The organism is Pseudocoprococcus catus, from assembly GCF_019734885.1.
Classification (GTDB): Bacteria; Bacillota; Clostridia; order Lachnospirales; family Lachnospiraceae; genus Coprococcus_A; species Coprococcus_A catus.
In genome coordinates this window covers 1-17595 of sequence record NZ_JAAXCM010000042.1, presented here as the reverse complement: position 1 = coordinate 17595, position 17595 = coordinate 1, and the positions used below count along the sequence as shown (strand labels likewise).

At 35.0% G+C, this 17595-nt stretch carries 15 protein-coding genes; 8 read left to right on the top strand and 7 right to left on the bottom strand.

The window, feature by feature from the left end:
* Nucleotides 1–47: 47 nt before the first annotated feature.
* Nucleotides 48–380 carry a hypothetical protein gene (locus HED67_RS12080; RefSeq protein ID WP_221718454.1) on the bottom strand — a complete coding sequence of 111 codons (333 nt, stop codon included), beginning with the start codon at nucleotides 378–380 and terminating at the stop codon, nucleotides 48–50.
* Nucleotides 381–538: 158 nt separating this feature from the next.
* Between HED67_RS12080 and HED67_RS12075 the strand changes: the two genes are divergently transcribed.
* The 3 genes from HED67_RS12075 to HED67_RS12065 all read left to right on the top strand — a co-directional run bounded on the left by HED67_RS12075 (nucleotide 539) and on the right by HED67_RS12065 (nucleotide 3089).
* Nucleotides 539–1381, top strand: a complete 843-nt coding sequence (locus HED67_RS12075; RefSeq protein ID WP_221718453.1) for a hypothetical protein — start codon at nucleotides 539–541, stop codon at nucleotides 1379–1381.
* Nucleotides 1382–1595: 214 nt separating this feature from the next.
* Entirely contained in the window at nucleotides 1596–1742 is a 147-nt protein-coding gene (locus HED67_RS12070; protein WP_221718452.1) for a hypothetical protein, read from the top strand.
* Between the two features lie 276 nt (nucleotides 1743–2018).
* Entirely contained in the window at nucleotides 2019–3089 is a 1071-nt protein-coding gene (locus HED67_RS12065) for a DUF3800 domain-containing protein (RefSeq protein WP_221718451.1), read from the top strand.
* Nucleotides 3090–3330: 241 nt separating this feature from the next.
* Here the strand turns inward: HED67_RS12065 and HED67_RS12060 are convergent, their stop codons facing one another.
* The 5 genes from HED67_RS12060 to HED67_RS12040 all read right to left on the bottom strand — a co-directional run bounded on the left by HED67_RS12060 (nucleotide 3331) and on the right by HED67_RS12040 (nucleotide 8074).
* On the bottom strand, nucleotides 3331–4002 hold the full coding sequence (locus tag HED67_RS12060) for a hypothetical protein (protein WP_221718450.1): 672 nt from the start codon (nucleotides 4000–4002) through the stop codon (nucleotides 3331–3333).
* Between the two features lie 386 nt (nucleotides 4003–4388).
* A complete protein-coding gene (locus HED67_RS12055; protein ID WP_221718449.1) occupies nucleotides 4389–5048 on the bottom strand; it encodes a hypothetical protein in 660 nt (219 codons plus the stop codon).
* Between the two features lie 177 nt (nucleotides 5049–5225).
* Nucleotides 5226–7160, bottom strand: coding sequence for a P-loop NTPase fold protein (locus HED67_RS12050; protein WP_221718448.1), 1935 nt, complete (start codon nucleotides 7158–7160; stop codon nucleotides 5226–5228).
* Between the two features lie 88 nt (nucleotides 7161–7248).
* Complete coding sequence (locus HED67_RS12045) at nucleotides 7249–7455, bottom strand: helix-turn-helix domain-containing protein (protein ID WP_221718447.1); 207 nt, start codon at nucleotides 7453–7455, stop codon at nucleotides 7249–7251.
* 91 nt (nucleotides 7456–7546) lie between these two features.
* Entirely contained in the window at nucleotides 7547–8074 is a 528-nt protein-coding gene (locus tag HED67_RS12040) for a helix-turn-helix domain-containing protein (protein ID WP_215632875.1), read from the bottom strand.
* A gap of 163 nt (nucleotides 8075–8237) precedes the next feature.
* Here HED67_RS12040 and HED67_RS12035 point away from each other — a divergent pair, with 163 nt between their 5' ends.
* The 5 genes from HED67_RS12035 to HED67_RS12015 all read left to right on the top strand — a co-directional run bounded on the left by HED67_RS12035 (nucleotide 8238) and on the right by HED67_RS12015 (nucleotide 16035).
* Nucleotides 8238–10682, top strand: coding sequence for a TniQ family protein (locus HED67_RS12035; protein ID WP_331467097.1), 2445 nt, complete (start codon nucleotides 8238–8240; stop codon nucleotides 10680–10682).
* Nucleotides 10682–11347, top strand: coding sequence for a TnsA endonuclease N-terminal domain-containing protein (locus tag HED67_RS12030; protein WP_221718445.1), 666 nt, complete (start codon nucleotides 10682–10684; stop codon nucleotides 11345–11347). Before HED67_RS12035 ends, HED67_RS12030 begins: the two co-directional genes overlap by 1 nt.
* A gap of 80 nt (nucleotides 11348–11427) precedes the next feature.
* On the top strand, nucleotides 11428–13449 hold the full coding sequence (locus HED67_RS12025; protein WP_221718444.1) for a Mu transposase C-terminal domain-containing protein: 2022 nt from the start codon (nucleotides 11428–11430) through the stop codon (nucleotides 13447–13449).
* Between the two features lie 2 nt (nucleotides 13450–13451).
* Entirely contained in the window at nucleotides 13452–15071 is a 1620-nt protein-coding gene (locus HED67_RS12020) for an ATP-binding protein (RefSeq protein WP_221718443.1), read from the top strand.
* A 157-nt stretch (nucleotides 15072–15228) separates the two neighbouring features.
* Nucleotides 15229–16035: a hypothetical protein gene (locus tag HED67_RS12015; RefSeq protein WP_221718442.1), complete on the top strand. Its 807-nt coding sequence runs from the start codon at nucleotides 15229–15231 to the stop codon at nucleotides 16033–16035.
* Between the two features lie 572 nt (nucleotides 16036–16607).
* Here HED67_RS12015 and HED67_RS12010 read toward each other — a convergent pair.
* Complete coding sequence (locus HED67_RS12010) at nucleotides 16608–16781, bottom strand: hypothetical protein (protein WP_221718441.1); 174 nt, start codon at nucleotides 16779–16781, stop codon at nucleotides 16608–16610.
* Between the last annotated feature and the right edge of the window lie 814 nt (nucleotides 16782–17595).

Sequence of the window (17595 nt, the reverse complement as noted above, 5' to 3'; positions counted from 1 at the left end):
CTCCATCGCTGTCGTTTGACAGCATGGAGTTTTTGAGTACAAAAAATTTATGCTGAAATTATTTTATGTATTGTTTTTGTGGTTGAAGGGGCGATAATTACTAATCCTAATAATCCAAGAGATACAAAAGCAAAGTTTCGTATATTTTGCCAATGTTCTTGACTCCTGCGGTTATAGCTTTTATTCATCGCGTCAATTTTCTCTTGTGTTGACATATCTGAGGTAGATTCAATCAGTTTCAATATTGAGTTGTATTTTACCTTAGAATCTTCTTCTACGTCTATTAGAGCGTCTAAGGGCTTATGCTGAATAAAATCAATACCTGTTTCGTGTAAGGAATCTGTAGTGGATAAATGTGACTGGTGGATGTTTGTGTTCATGGGAACCTCCTTTGAATTTTTATAAAATAAATTGTTCTAATATGTGTCTGCAGTTATTTATTGACAGTTTCAATTCTATATGATAAGTTTGAAAATGTAAATATCACAAGTTGTATATAAATGATGTAATTTAAACATTAAAATAGAGAAAATATATTATGAAAGATATACATAAGGGAAAAGCAAAAATTTGGTGTGATAGATTGAATCATCTAATGAAAGAACGCAGATATACGCAGGAAAGTTTTTTAAAAGAGTACAAGAGTAAGTATGGAGGTGGAACACAGGCTAATATTAGTCGTTGGCTCCGTGTGGGGAATAAGATAAATATAGGAAAAAAGGAACAAGATGAAAAAATCGAAAAAGAAATTGGGTTTCCGTCATATGAAAGTATGTTGAATATTGCAGATTTTTTCGGTGTTACAGTAGGTTATCTTACAGGGGAAACGGATTTTGAAAAATTTGATATGGAAAAAGCCTGCCAGACTATAGGAATAGATAAAGAGACTGGCAAAGCTATGCAATCTATTGTTTCTGGAAAAAGTGTTAGACCTTTTGGAAAATATCAATCAAAAGAGATTAGCGCTACCATGAAGTTTTTATTGAATGCAAAAAGTTTTCCTGAGTTTATAAAAGGACTCAGGGAATATGCTGATAATCTTTATCAGAAGAATTATGCAATTAGTTATATGGAAAGTGCAAAAAAACAAATTGATAAAGAGATAGTAGATTTGGCAGTTCAGTGTATGGATTATCAGTATGCATATGATGATATGTATGGTGGAATTGATGATTTTAAAGATAATAATATAGAGCCAAGCGAAAAATTGTTAAATGCTATTCAGATATTACAAGTTGCAAGGGACAAGGATTTTGAAAAACAACAATCCAAGGATTATATGGTAAAATTGTCGGAATATGAATTGCAAAAAACATATTTTGAACTAATAAAAGAAGTCGTTTCGGATGAACATTTGTCAGAAATAGCAATTCGTGATTAATGTGAAAATACTGGTTTTACATATTGCGTATAAATATAAAAATTGATATAATCGAAATATGGGTGCTGCCATATAATGGTAGGCGGTTAGTCGTTCAACAGAGGGTTGCAGAGTGTCGGTGGCACTCGTTTTGCAACGACCGAAGTAGAACGGAGAACTGTGACCCTCTGATTACATAGATACCCTAAAGGGAATCCGTAAGAGGGCTAAGCCAATGAGTATTGTTGACTTTATTTCAGTAGGGAGCTTCGGCTTAACCTGCTTTAGTATAGGATATACATTTGGTAAGGATAGTAATAAGACACAAAAATTGTTGTTTGATGAAGGCAATGCACAGCACAGCTTGTTATTCAGCTGGTAATTAATATACTGTATGATTGCCATTTCATTATTTTTTAGGAGTAGTATTTATAGTAGAGATTTTATTATTTTTCTGAGAACTATTATAAAGGATGATTAGGATATATCATTGAATGAGAGATTTGATTGTAAATAATGGAACCATAGTCGGACATTTACTTAGTAACAGTCTTGGTTATGTAAAAACAAAAATATTGGGTGACGTTAATCGAATTCTCAAGTATAATTATATATAATAGAAATTATGAAAGAGGATTATTAGGAGACAAGAAAACGAATGAAAGATGAATATATTCTATATTTAGATGAAAGTGAATTTAGAAGAACAAGAACCTTTGCAATAGCAGGAATAGCAATAAAAAAGGATAATGTTGAATTACTGGAAACAGGAATGGCAGAGATTAAAAAAATTATTTGGGATGAAACGTATATTAATCTACATAATCCAGTTCTTCACTGTACTGAGCTAGAAAAAGTATTTTCGAATAGAAATTCTAGTAATATTACAGGCATTAAGGAGGAATATCAAGAGTTCAAAAAATTATCACCAGAAGATATTGAAAGAAAATATCACCAAGTTTATGGTAAAATGGCACAGACTTTAAAAAAAACAAATGCAACAGTATTTAGTTGTATCATTAAAATGCAACAATTAAATGATTTGTTTTTTTTAGATGAAGCGCATAGTGGAACACATTTAATAGATGATAAGTATAATATAGCATTACAAAAAATTATTGAAAATTTTACGCATTATTTATCAGTGAATGATGGATATGGGGATGTTATATATGAGTCTCGGAATACTATCGGGGAAAATTCTTCAAAATCTCCGGATGTTAAGTTGATAAATGTATATCATAAAATACAAGCTAATAATAAAGGTATTGTGTATACAAATAGTACGGCGATTCAAAATAGAAACAGGACAATTGTTGCATATTCTAAAAATGAAAATATAGCAGGGTTACAATTTGCAGATTTTGTTGCTAATAATATTATTAAGCTAGAAGGTTGCACAAACAAAGGACAGATTACAGACTTTATGAAGCAAATTCATAGAATTTCATATAATGGAGGACATTCTATTTCGGAAAAAGATCAGCGTTCTTTTTGGGGTATGAGGGTATTACCTTCATATTTGAGAATGGAAAAATTAATTCAAGAGAACAAAACTTTGAAAAATGCATATGATAATCTTAAGAAAGAACGTAAAAGGCAGAAAAGAGTAATTGACTCGCAGAATAATAAGATTATTCAATTAGAAGAAGAAATGCAAATGCTCAAAGAAGAGAATAAAAAATTATTGAATTTGACAAAGGATATTGACAACAAGAAAAATAATTGATATCATATAAATGGTGAACTTATACTATACCAGTTGGTGTCTGCTTACAGTATGTGGTGGATGGGTTTCCGTTAGTATAATATCACTAAAGGAATAAGAGTGAAAACATGAACAAAACAGAGAGGATCTTAAGTGTATCCTCTCTATTTCTTTTTAGAAATATATGATAATGATAAGAAATTTATAATTATAATAGAAAGACTCTATGACTGTTTTATTTAGCATGGAGTCTTATTTTGTTTCATGATTTCAATAGTCGATAGATTTTGTACAGCTCTTTAGTCCGCTGATAATCATTATACTGTCGGAGTGCTGTTTTTACGATATCTCTCAACAAATATATTTCTGCATCAAGATTTAATTTTCTCACAGCCTGCATTTTTTCAAGATATTCCTGGGAAGATGGAAATAAATCGGAGTCTGCATTGTCCAGAATAGTTAATGGGTTAGGCTTTTTAGGTGGTTCTCGATGCAGATGAGGGGTGATGGTATTAAGAAGAATATCACAAAACAGTCCGTAGATGTGTGCCCGGGTGAATGGTGTATCTGCTACAAGAAAGCTAAGTATTTCTGCCGAGTCGTACATATCATATCCCGATGTATCCGCTCCTACGCAATAGTCCAGAAGCTCATTGACACTGACGATAGCATATGTCTCATCATCAGAGCTGTCTATGAGAATCTTATGACCAAATATAATGTATTGGATTCCATCATCCGACAGTGTTATCGGCATGTTCTGAAGCTGGTGAATGGCATCCTGCAGCTTAGAACGTTCCATGTCATGACACCGCCTGATTGTCATCGTCTCATCCAGCCGTGCATCATCAAGATAGGCCGGGTACATAGTCTGGTAATAACCAATCAGTTTCTGAATATTGATCTCATTGAGCCATTCTTTAACGGTTTTCAATTTCAATTCCTCCAATAAAAAAAGCCGCAGTGTATGCGGCAGTAGAATAAATGCCTATAGTGCAGCCATGGGGATCATCTCAGGTCAAGGGCCTTAACACCAAACCGCTGATCATGGATTTCAGCATACAGCGTATGCCTGCAGGAAAGTTTTCGGTTCAAAGTTGATGATTAAAGATTTCCTTGGTGAAACTTAACAGAATACATATGAAAAAACACGGTGACGGTTTATAGTATTCAAAATATTTGAATCCCGTCGGCAGCTTACTGCCGACAGAATTCAACATTCTGTATGTACATCTGATTCCATTATAGTGTATATAATGACAGCTATACCCCAACTGCAGGGAAGACACGTTTGAGATTTTCGCACTACAGGCAGTGATGTTAAAATTCAATGAATGTTGTTGCGTTGCTGACTTTGATCTGGGTATCTAATTCGGATAACAATTTGTCACGTTTTTCGTCCAGCTTTGCAGTCAACTTTTCAACAGACAGGGGATCAACTAGTTCTGTGGTATTCTCTTTGATATAGGCATCAACGACAGCCAGAGGTTTGTCCTCTTTGACTTTTGTATCTTTACCCAGGATACTTAAGCGCATCGAATCTGCTGTTTCCTTCAACTTTGCATTTTCCTTGTCACAGACGCATACACGGTTGCTATATTCCTGCATTAATTTATTTCGAAGTCTGTCTTCAAAATTGGCCTCGTTATCATAGGCACCCATGTTTCTCATCCTGCTACGGAGTGAAATAGCTGCCGCAACAGTATAAGTGCCATAGGAGGTAGTGATCCTGGTATTGGCATTAGAGTTGATGATTGCCGCATCAATGGTCTGAAAACGTGCGATGAGGTCCATGATCTGCTGATAGGCAGATGAAGCGGCTTGGTTGAATTCTTCCTTTTTGATCCGTTTATTGTAGACCAGCTCAACATTCGGCTTGATCGTATCAACAAAGCTGGCTTTGCATATTTTATCATTAATTTTCTTTACAAGCAGGTCACGTTCGTCGAGGGCCTGCGTAACGAGCATTTTTTCAGACATAATAATACCTCCTGTACTATTCGACATTGTTTACTGATGTCCATTGTACAGGAGGTTTTTGTGTTTGTCATTGAACCTGTGGTTCAATTAGAAGCGGAATTCAATTCCACAAAAAGTTATAAGCAGGTTTTAATTTCAAGCAAAAAAAAGAATCGTATTGATTAAAACTCAAAATCTTTAGTCATACTCTTGTTCTGTTGAAGGTTCATGAAATTTAATAATGGTAGCTAGTTGTTTACATAGCCATGAAACACATGCTTTTTTTATTAAATCTTTTTCTTCAATTGATTCTAAACCTGTCAGAATCTTTTTAATTGTATCGGCATCTTCTGAATAGCTTTTTCGAGTAGTATCTTCAGGATATAAGTCTCCAAGCCAATGGCGAAAGTCATCAATATCCCTAGGTGAAGCTTTGTGCAAAAGATTTAGCCATTGTTCTGGCGGGGCCTTCGAAAATACAGACATATCTTGGGCATACCGATTCTGATTAGGATTGCTATAATTTTCCAGTCGGTTAATCCAATTATCACTTTTTAGTATATCACCAACATTTTCTCTACTCACTATTTCGGAATGTTCTTTTATAGCATGATTAATATCCGTAATCACTTCAGTAACTTTTGCTTTAGTCGGTTTGTTTTCGATATACCACAAATTTGAATCAATCAATTTAACTTCATTCATCTTTGTAATATTAGTAAGCATTAATTGCTTAGTGCGATTCATATATTCATCATCAAATCCTAAATCAATCAAGCGTTGAATCGATGTGATAATTTTACCGTAGAATGCAATAGGGTATTTGTTTTCGTCTAGCCGTTGCAAAACTTTTTCAAGTTGATCTTCACACCAATCTTGTGGTTGTAAATAGTATTGTTGATATATGAGATAATATGGATCATCATCAGGAATTCGGGCTTGTAATTCCTTTTGAAGGTTTAAAACATTGTCTTCAAAAATCTTCTGATTGTAAGTTCCAGACTCAATATACTGTTTTATACTTTGAAATTTTGCCTCTTGTTCTTTTTTGAGTTGAGCATGCATAGTTCGAGACGGTTGGTCGTTGGATTTAAACTTTATGGCTTGATAAAAAGTTTCAGAGATTATATGCTCTTTTATTATGTCAAGATATTCAGGGTCAGTATTAATGTCCGATAGTTTTTCTAAAAGATAGCTTACTTTGGAAAGGAAAAACTGAAAGGTTCTAAGATTTTTATGATTGCGGTTTTGCATTTCTAATGAGAATGTTTCTTTTTTCTTTTCCAGCATATCTTTTATATAAGGGTCATATTTTGATGATTTTAGAATTTCGGAGATAATCAAGGAAATATTGGGCTCATATTTTAATGTGACACCAATAAGTTTCTCTCGAATTCTGCGATAGTTACTATTTGCTTCTTTGGTTGGAAACAGCAATTTTCGTCGTCTTTCCATTTCATCAAGCGAAATATGGGTTGAATTACTGCTTCTGACTGCCCAGGAACTACTTGTATTTGGTGTAGGCCAGATAATTCGGTCATCTAAAGTTAGCGAATATTGTAATTCTAAATATTGTATTTCAGCGATACCGGATAATTCTTTTTCATTGGCGATTAATATTACTTTCGTATTTTCATGTTCCACCAGTTCATTGAGAAATCCAAATACTTCATTGATGGGACAATCGCAACGTTCCAGGTCATCAAATACAAAGATAAATGATCCTAAATTCAGCCAATCTGAGGCAATTTCGTACAGAGGCATATTTGGAAGGAATTTCTTTAAAATAGCATTTCCAATTTTTTTTGAAGAAAGAAGAATGTTATTGGATACTTTTTGACCGGTTGTTCCGAAGTTATTTTTATCTTGTATTACTTGGCGAGCATCTTCTGCAAAGGACCAAGCAATATTTTCCTGAACATCTGATATTGCTTTACATCCATATAAAGAAATATACTGAACTTTTCGAGAAGTTTCTAAATCGGATTCCTGTTTCTCAATTATTTTTGTAAGGGTATTGTTTACAAAATAAGTTTTTCCACTCCCCCATTCTCCATCGATTAAAACAGCATAATTATAAGAATCATCATGGAGATATCTTAGGATTTCATCAATTATTTGCTGTTCAGTCATATTTTTTAAAACCTCCTCTACTTATCGGTATTCTTGGCAATAAGATATCAAAGATAATTAGATGCATAATATTTTTAAGTGTGATTGTTTAATCATAAGATACCACATATTCACATATGTCTTCAATTTTACATTTTAATATCTGGCACAGTTTATCTAGCGTGTTGGTAGTAAGACTCTGATTATGCTTCAGTTTTGTCATGGTACCATTTGAGATGCCATGTTTTCTTGTCAGAGTGTAATATGTCTCCGGCGAATCAGCCAGTGTTTTCCAAAATCGGTCGTATGTAATCATCAAATCACTCCATTCTCAAAAAAATTTCAAGATTGACACATCCATCAACAGATATGTCCGTAGATGGATATATACTAATAATATGAGTGAATTATTCTTTTTTAGTGTTGGTAGCCATCTTTAAATAAATCTGATCAGAGGCATTAAGTTCTTGAAATATGCTTTTTGAGCGTTTGCTAGGTACAAATGCACGACCGGTTTTTATGCAATAGATTTCTTCAGAGCATAGTCTGACAGATAGTTCAAGCAGTCTTTCCAAAAAGAGCAGATAACGTTCAGATGAATGAATAGGCAGATCATTAGGATGCAGCATGCGGTAGATGCTCTGACGAATGGAGTCAATATCACAACCATTGTTAGGATTTAATGTGCGCAGGTAATTGTTTATGGATCTTTCAAACATCTCGTCAATGGAGTCAGCCAAAAAAAGTTTTTTATTCTGTGTGTCTTCATAGTCGTTTAATTTTTTTCGCATTTTTAATGATAATTTTCTTTTATTGCATTCAATACGAGAAATAGTGGAGATGGATACGCCCAGTTCTTTTGCGGCGTCAATTTGTGTAAGCTTCCATTTATGGCGAAAGTTAATCATGAATTCAGAATCCGATAAAATAGCCATTATTTACGTCCTCCTAGTCATTATAGAATAGCATATATTGCTCTAAAATAGGCGTTTATAAGGCTTAAACATGAAAAAAATAGGCAATATTATAAAAAACATATAAAACGCCTATACAAAATAGTGGAAGTAAAGACGATTTTCAAAACTACTACATCTTTATATGGAAGATTTAAAAAGTAGGGAGGCGAATAGCATGCCAAGATTTGCAATCGTTCCGAAGGAAGCGGAGGACGAATTATTATATTCTTTTTTAATGCGTATAGCACGGGCAAATGGATTTAACAACACTAAGCTTTTTTTTGACTGCTATCACCTGAAAAAACCAGGTCAGAGTATTACTTATGAATATAGATGGGACATATATCGATTAATAGAGGCAATAAGCAAAAAAAATGAGGATGTTGTAAAGTTTTATCTTAAAACAGAAATGTTTTCCGGAATAGCACCATTTGCAACAAGAGAATTGACTTCACACAGAATAGGTGTGTTATGCAGCAGGCCGGAGATTAAAAAAATGCTGACAAAAACGCGTCCGGTGATTTCACACTTGAAGTGCTGTCCGATATGTCAGCAGGAAGATAAAGAAAAATATGGTTACTGGTATTATCATCGTGCACATCAGATGCCGGAAGTTACAACATGCTATAAGCATGGCTGTAAATTGAAAAAGTTTATTGGAAATAAGGGAAATGAATTTTCTGTTGCTGAAGAAGATTATGAAGATTGTAGAGCATATTCCTGTAGCGAAGAATATGCCAGATGGTGCAAGGAAGTACTGGATGTCGGTATCCAGTACAGTATTACTGAAATCAGGGAACTGATTAAGTATGAACTTAGATGTAAAAAGTATCTGCCGTATGGGCAAAAAAGATTGATAAAGGCATTAAAAAAGTACGATGACATGGTGACGGCTGATGAAGTCGAAAGATTTTTAAAAACTGATCTGTGTCAAAAGGGATACGCAAATATCAAAATGTATCTATTTATGCTGATGTTTGTTTTTTCGGGTGATGTGTCAGCAATGATAAAGGGGTTAAAGGCAGATTCAATCAAATATAAATTTGCAGCCGCAATATATGGCGAATACGAATTGGTGTCAGAGTGGAGGGAGGATATTGTTGAACTCAGATGCTGTACTTGTGGGACAAGGTTCATAACAACACCGGCAAGAATTCTCGCCGGGTGGGGATGTCCTGAATGTGACAGTAAGATAACACAAGCAGCTTTATTTAAACGGCTGTTTGATATTGCCGGGCAAGGTGAATATGAGCTTTTATCAGAATTTCATAGCATGAATGAACCGGTCAGAATCCGACACATACCTTGTGGAAAAATTTATTCAATCAAACCGAGAGCATTCCTCTTCGAGAAAAGCAGGTGTCAATGTAATTTGACGACATCATTTGAAGAAGCGCAAAGAGAGGTAGATAGTGCCAGTAATGGAACAATTGAATTACTGCAGTTTTCGGGAAAACAAAAAGATGCCTTGTTTATGGATCGTCGATATGGCCATAATTTTTGGTTTAATTATACAAAATTCATACAGCGCCCATATTGCAAAATCTGTGCTCAGAGAGTCAGAACAGAGAATATATTCAAACGTGAAATAAAAAACTTGACTGGGAACGAATACTCTCTGGCAGGAAAATATAAAGACAAAGATACAAAGGTAGGTATTCAACATAATGTATGTGGGAGAGGGCAGGATTATTACCCACGACATTTTTTGGATGGAGAGAGATGTTCGTATTGCCACCCATTTACAAAATTGGATGAGTTGATCAGGATAATCAAAGAAAAATCGAACGGACGTTATCAATATGGTGGCAAGAAAACTAAAAATCTATACAAGGTTATTGATACAGTGACTGGGGTAGAGAAAAACTTAACAGCAGCACGCATTATGCAGGAACTGAATCGTCCTACACCATCAAAGATACTGCCGTTAACTTTAGATGAAAAGAATATGAAGGTTGATCCACCAATAACATATCAGAGCAAAATTGAAAATTGGATCAAAGGTCATTACAAGGAAAACGAAGTTATTTGTATTGAGGATATTCAAGCTGCAAATAAGGATATCAGCAATGGTATTGTGAAACATACATTAGGCAATTTGGTTTCAAACAATGTCATTCAAAGGATAGAAAAGGGAGTCTATTGTTATGCCAATGCAGATATTAGTCCGGAACAGGTTGTACACAGCAGATATATTGAAAGGGATGGACATAGGATAGGCTATCTGTCTGACCTCAGTTTTGCCTATGCTCTGGGACTAAGGACAGAAAAACCTGAAAAGATCAATATTGTCAGCAATATAGAAAGTCAGCAGCATGGGCGCAACAGGACATATGCCGGATTGGAATTAAAGATACATGGCAGCAGGACAGAGATTACTGATGAAAATTATGCAGTGCTTGCGGTGATGTCTTTTGTTATTAACGAAAAACGGCTGAAGGCCTGTACTGTACAAAATAAGAAAGAACTCATCCTCAAATGGCTGGATGAGAGAAATGTTAAACAGGAAGATTTTGAAAGTTACTATCAGTATTATCCTAAATGGACATCGTCCATGATAGCGGAGTTGTACAGGGAGGAATTGTAATGCCAATGATTACAGAAGAAGGAAGACTGAGGAGAGGCCGGGGAACAGGAGAAGGAAAAGATTATAAGCCATGGCTCGAAAACAGAGAAGTCAACAGTATGGGAACAGCATCAGAAGTAATTGATTATAAAACAGGGCGGCAGGTGCATCTGTTGTCCCAGGGAGAGGTCTACTGGTATTATCTGCTGCGCTGGAGAGATGATGTAACAGATATCCGGGAGCAGTTTCCATTGGAGTTGGAGATGACAGTAGAAATTAGCAGGAAGCTTGGATTCAGACATCCATATAATGAAAAAACACGGATGACGACAGATATGCTGATCACAAAAACAGATGGTACATACGAGGCATACAGTGTCAAGACGGATAAATCTGTATTGGATAATGCCAGGAATATAGAAAAGCTTTATATAGAAAAACTTTACTGGGACAGTCTGCAGATTCCGTTTCATATCGTATATAAAAGTGATGTGAACTGGACGTTAGTAAAAAACATCATGGACGTGACAGCTTGTTATGATGACGGCTGTGTATATGATGCATACAGCGCCCTTAGACATAAGATCGCGCATAAAGAAATCATCGTAGATATGGAAAGCCGTCTGCTGGATTATAAAGCAATTATTGAGAATATGCGGAATGGAGGAATAAGATGGCTCAATTAATGGTTGGAGCAATTATTCATATACTGGAAGATGTGTATCGACTGATTTATGTGCAGCCGGATGCATGTGTTTTATGCCGGATGAATACAACAAAATTAATTTTGAATTATTTTGAAACAGCAGAATTAAGAAGAATGATTCGAAACCAGGAAGCAGTGCTTACATATGAGAGTGATAACAATATAGTTTCCTTTGATACTATGGATGAAAAAGATAGGGCACGTTTTATTCGAATTAAGAAAATGTTGAATGACGTGGCAGAGGCCTATGGGCCTACTTATATAGGATTAATGGGAAAAGGAACAAAAAAGCCGATAGAAAAAATTCTTACTGAATATCAAATGCCAAGGAATTCTTTTTGGATATACGTAAAAGCCTATATTCAATCAGGTTTTCAAGATAGTTCATTGGTTGATAAGCGTTCACAGAAGAAATCTACAGGCCCTAATAGACATGTAGTGAAAGCGGGGAGAAAAAGATTTGATGGACTTCAAAATGGCGTTGTATTGACACAGGAAGTTATTAATCAATTTGAAGAGTTCCTGCAGTTATATAAGAAAGGCAGAGAGCGCACCTATAAAAACGCATATGCAGGTTTGATTGAAAAATATTATACGGATTCGGATGGAAACAGGCTGCCGCAGTCCATGATTCCGACATACAATCAATTTTATTTTTATTGTAGTCAGCATATATCACAAAAGGAAAAGGACATTAAAAAGACCAGTGCACAGGAACAGAGAAATGCCAAGAGACTGTTGCTGGGGAGCGCACGAAAAGATGCAATTCGTCCGGGATGGATTGTGGAAGCGGATGCTGTAGAAGCAGATTTTTCTATTGTATCTGCTATGGATAAGGAGCAGAGTATAGGACGTCCGATTGTATATTTTTTGTTGGATGTACAGACGAGTGCTATTGTGGCAGTGTCAATTTCGTTGGAAAACAACAGCATGATTGGTCTTACAAATCTTTTCTTAAATCTGGGAGATGACAAAGCAGAGTATGCTGCAAAATATGGAATAGAATTCGATTCGGGTTTGTGGCCTTCAAATTTTTTACCAAATGAAATCAGGTGTGACCGGGGATCGGATTTTAAAAGTCATAAGTTTGGAGAGGTATGTAAGAGATTGGGAATTATACGTACATTAGAGCCGGGAGCAACAGGATCTTTGAAAAGTATTGTTGAACAGTCATTTCATCAATTTCAGAGTTCATTAAGACCAGAGATGATAAAAAAAGGGTTGATTACAGAGAGATACGATTCAAATCATCATCGGGAGGCAATGCTGGATATTTATTCATTTACTCAATTAGTTATTAATTATGTTCTTATGCATAATCAGCGTTACATGGAAGGTTATCCAATGGGTAAAGAAATGTATCAGAAAGATATTAAACCGGCTCCATGCACATTATGGAAGTATTTTTGTGAGATTAAAGGAAATCCCAGACCTATATCTCAGGCAACATATGCTCAATATTTATATGACTTATTGCCTGAAAAGCAGGCAAGCTTATCTCGGAAAGGTGTTATATTATCAGGTCTGCATTATATCAATCATGAATCTAAATTGCTGGAGAAAATGTTCAGGCTTGGTACTAAACGTGAAAAAATGAAAATCCGCTATGATCCGAGAGATGTTGGGACAATCTATTATATGGAAGACAATAAATTATATACACTGCATCTGAATGATGGTATTCCAAATAACGCAGAGTATACCGGTATGACATGGGCTGAATATAACGAGTATGATGCACACCGAAGGAAATTAAATCGTGAAGGTAAAGAACATAATTTGTCAGTGGACATGAATCTCAGTAAGACTTATAGGAACATTATTGCGGCGAATACCACAGAACATCTGGCAAATACGACGGGAATTCGTGATGCAAGATGTGAAGAAAAGAACCGCATTAACAATGAGAATCGGGTCGCACAACGGTTAGAAAAAGATGAGAAGCAGCTCTGTGAGGAACAAATGGAAAAAGTGTCACAAAATAATCCTGAGCATCAGGAAGAAGATAAAAATAAAGATCCATTTGCACCAAATTTAGATTTCAGGGCAGCAATGGATATGTTTGAAGAAGGAGATTTTTAATTATGAAGTACAATTACACAGAAATGAAGGAAAATGAACATTCTTATGATAATTTTGATTTACGGATGACAAATGAAGTTCCGGCAGTATATGTGAGGTCTAAGATGCCTGAAGATAATGGCAATCCATATATAGAAGCGTTACCGGAAGCACGTACAGAAGACGAAGTCTTCACAACATACAATAAGCAGCCGTTGTTTCCGAATGAAAAAGAAGTCCGAAATATGAGTGTCAATGAAAAATTAGAAATGGTGGCGCTGCTGAGAAAGGTTAGGTTTGTTTTACCGTTTCATGCTTTGCTTGAACAGGAATTTAATAATGTGTTAAGAGTATCATATCGTGATCGTATAGAGAAAGAGAGCGAGGACCCTATAAAGATTACAATGAATGACACTGAAGACAGTACTCATGTACGTTTGCAAGGAAATCATGGAGCTGCTTCTAATGCAGGAATAACGTTAATCGGCTATTCAGGATGTGGAAAATCTGCTTCTCTGGAGATACTGCTTTCAAATTATCCGCAGGTTATCATACATAAATCAGAATCCTTTCAGCGCTTCCCACAGATTGTGTATCTTGTTGTTGTATGCCCGGCGAATTCAAATTTTTCAGCATTATATATTAGTATTGGAGAAGAGATTGATAAGGCTTTAGGAAATCTTGAGCCGGTATATGAACAGATGGTAAAACGCGCCCGTACAGTGGGAGAAAAGGCAAATGTTATATGCAAACTGATTGAGATGTTTGCGATTGGCTGTATTATTTTTGATGAGATACAGCTGTTGGATTTTTCAGGGCAGAAAGAAAGTACATATGAAAGTCTGCTGACTGTTGTGAATAAGACAAAAGTAGCTATTATGGCAGTGGGAACAGAAGATGCTTATAGTAAAATGTTTCCGAATTTAAGAATGAGCAGACGAACAGGGGCGTTCATTGAAGCCAATGCCTATTGTGAAAACAAACAGTATTTTGCAACCATTGTTTCAAATCTGATGAAATTTCAGTGGATGGATGAAAGAATTGAGCCGAACAGAGAGATTATTCAGGCCCTGTATGATGTCTCTAAGGGAATTATTGCACAGCTGGTTAGTGTATATATGTATATGCAGATTCATTATTTACGTGCCAAAAAGAAACCGGTAATAAATGCAGATTATATTTATCGTATATCCAGACAGTATTTTCCTGGAATACAGCCATTTTTAGATGATATGAATAATCATAACTATGAGAAAAAACGGGAAGAAATTATGAAAAATGGTAATCTGGAATTAGAACGCCTGATTCAAAATGCACAGCAGGAAGCTAACAGAGAAAAAATATATCAGCAGATGAAGATTTCAGAAGAAAAGGGACTTCCGGCAATAAAAAATAATGCAATTCAAAATATTATGAATGCAATTAGTATTACCGGTGAAATCTATAATAAGACACGAGTTGAGCAGGCTGTAGATCATGCGATAGGGTTGAAAAGAAATGTAAACGCGGATGAGGTGATGATTACAAAGGATGCGTATCAATGGCTGAAGACTCATGCATCAGATAAACGGAGTGGCACAAAGAAAAAGGCAGTAATGGATGATGAACATATTCAAATCAGAGATGAATTGTTGAATAATTAATCAGGACATACGGAAGGATATTTGCTTTGATAATCGAGGCAAATGTCCTTTTTTTGATGGTATTTTTGTAATATAATAAAATCATATTAAGTTGTATGTAGTTACATATGAACGATAGAGTTGTTAACTAGTATCTGAAAATGTGGGAGGAAAACAAATGAGTGATTATTACCGTCCGATAAAAAGAGAAGGAACACATTTAGCCGATTCAAACGATACAGAAGGTGCATACAGAGGAAATTTATTAGATGATGAAACAAATAAACCGGTTGGAAATTCTGAGTGGATTAAGGTTGATGACAGTGAACTAGAGGAAAAATATGGTTATAAGCCTGAATTAGAAGAATCTGGTTGTGAGACAAGTATAATTGATGGATTGATGGAAGCAGCGATATATTTTGGTGTAACGGTGCTATTAACAGGTGTAGTGCTTCCAAAATCAAAAGAAATATGTGAAGAAAAAATAGGTCCATTTCTAAGTAGGAAGTGGAATTTGTTAAAACAGCATGTGAAGAAAAAACGTAATTCTAGTCGGCAAGAAGAGAATAAAGAATTAGCAAGTACAGAAGAAATAAGCAATGTAAAGATAGTGCGAATGATTGTAAATCACCTAAACAAAGCCTATAAGATATGGTTTGAGGATACTGAAAATGAAAAGAGTCAAAGTGATTTATTAAATGGGTATCTTATTGCTGTCATAATTGTATTGAAAATAAAAAGTAACATGCAAGGAATGTCGGATGAGGAAAAGCAATTACAAGCCTATATTTTATGGCAAAGATTAGCAAATTGCCTGATACGTTTAGATGTCATAAATGTAGCAAATCAAATATTAGAAAATAACCAGAAATTATTAAAAATAAATGATCTGGAATTAAAGCCCATTATTGCCTATAGACAAGAAGGGGAAGAGGTGGAAGTATTGCTTGATGCGAATAAGATAAGAGCACAGCTGTTAATGTAAAATAATAATTGCGGTATATATGCAAAAAGTAATTTTAGATTTTAGAACAAATACAGACTTGAGAAATTAATATATCTAAGATATAATTTTAGCTCATAATGGTCGAGTTAAAATATATCCAAAGAAGCATTTAAGCTGAATATTAAAAAATCGCAGGAAAAATAATATATTCATAATATTATTTCATATTTTAAATAGCAAAGCGGAAAAATAGACTGGATATATGCAGAATATAATTTAAGATTAACAAAAATAAAACAAAACCAAAAAAATTTTTTCGGCGAAATCGGTAAAAACGTACAAAACTATACTTTTAAACTGAAATTCGTGATTTTAGAAAAACAGACGAAAACGTACAAAATCATCGTTTGCGGTTGGGATGCAGTTAAATCTCAAAAATCATATAATGTTACCAAAAAAAGACAGCTTTCATCTGAAAGAAGAATTCAGAATGAAGGCTGTCTTTTTGTTTTTAAGAGATATTTGTTTTTAAAGGTAAATCTATCGAAGATATTATTCAAATGTCTGAATCAGCCGTCTACGCTTTGTATGGCAGCTGAATTGTGGGCAGATTAATAATTAATCAGTCCAGGAATGTATATGACCGATTTTTCTGTTCCAATGCCAAGTAATGTATTGAGATCAGAATGATAAAGTTTATACTCTGTGATCTCATCCAAGAATTTGAAATCCCAATCCCAAAAACAAAACTCTGGGTAATAGGCCATATCTTCGATAAATGCCATAGCATCGTCCAGACTTTCTCCCGGATCGATTGATTTTTGCATGGCGGATAGGATGAGAGTACGATCAGGATCAGGAATTTTCACCACAGTGCTTAGTTTGAATATCCGTAGATACTGCAGATAACTTGTTTACCGTACCAAGATTGATGGTGCGGTTATTTTTTAATTTAGTCATAGTACTGTTTGGGATTCCATGCTTTTTGACTAATGTGTAATAGGTTTCTGGTGAATTTTCCAGTGTCTTCCAAAATCTGTCGTATGAGATCATATTTTTTCCCCACTTCCAAAAATTTTTCTAATTGATGCGAAATAATCAAAGGGTATTGTTAGTCAGCATATAATGCAGAAAGGCACGAATATGGATGATATGGAAGAGGTGTAATTGAATTAGAAGAAATTTAATTTTCAATGAGAAAGAATTGTGGAAAAAGCTTCTCTGCTGCAAAAAGCGGAAGAGTTTTTGATATAAACAAGTTTTACATATTGCGTATAAAACTAAAAATTGATATAATCGAAATATGGGTGCTGCCATATAACGGTAGGCGGTTAGTCCTTCTACAGAGGGACTGTGACCCTCTGATTACATAGATACCCGAAGGGGAATCCGTAAGTAAGGAGGGCTAAGCCAATGAGTATTGTTGACTTTATTGCAGTAGTGAGCTTCGGCTTAACCTGCTTTAGTATAGGATATACATTTGGTAAGGATAGTAATAAGACACAAAAATAACCGCCCACGTTGAAGTGAACCCCTTTTGTTAGACAAAAATGTAAGTCTAATGAAAGGGGTTATTTCTATGTCTGGAAGAAAAATGTA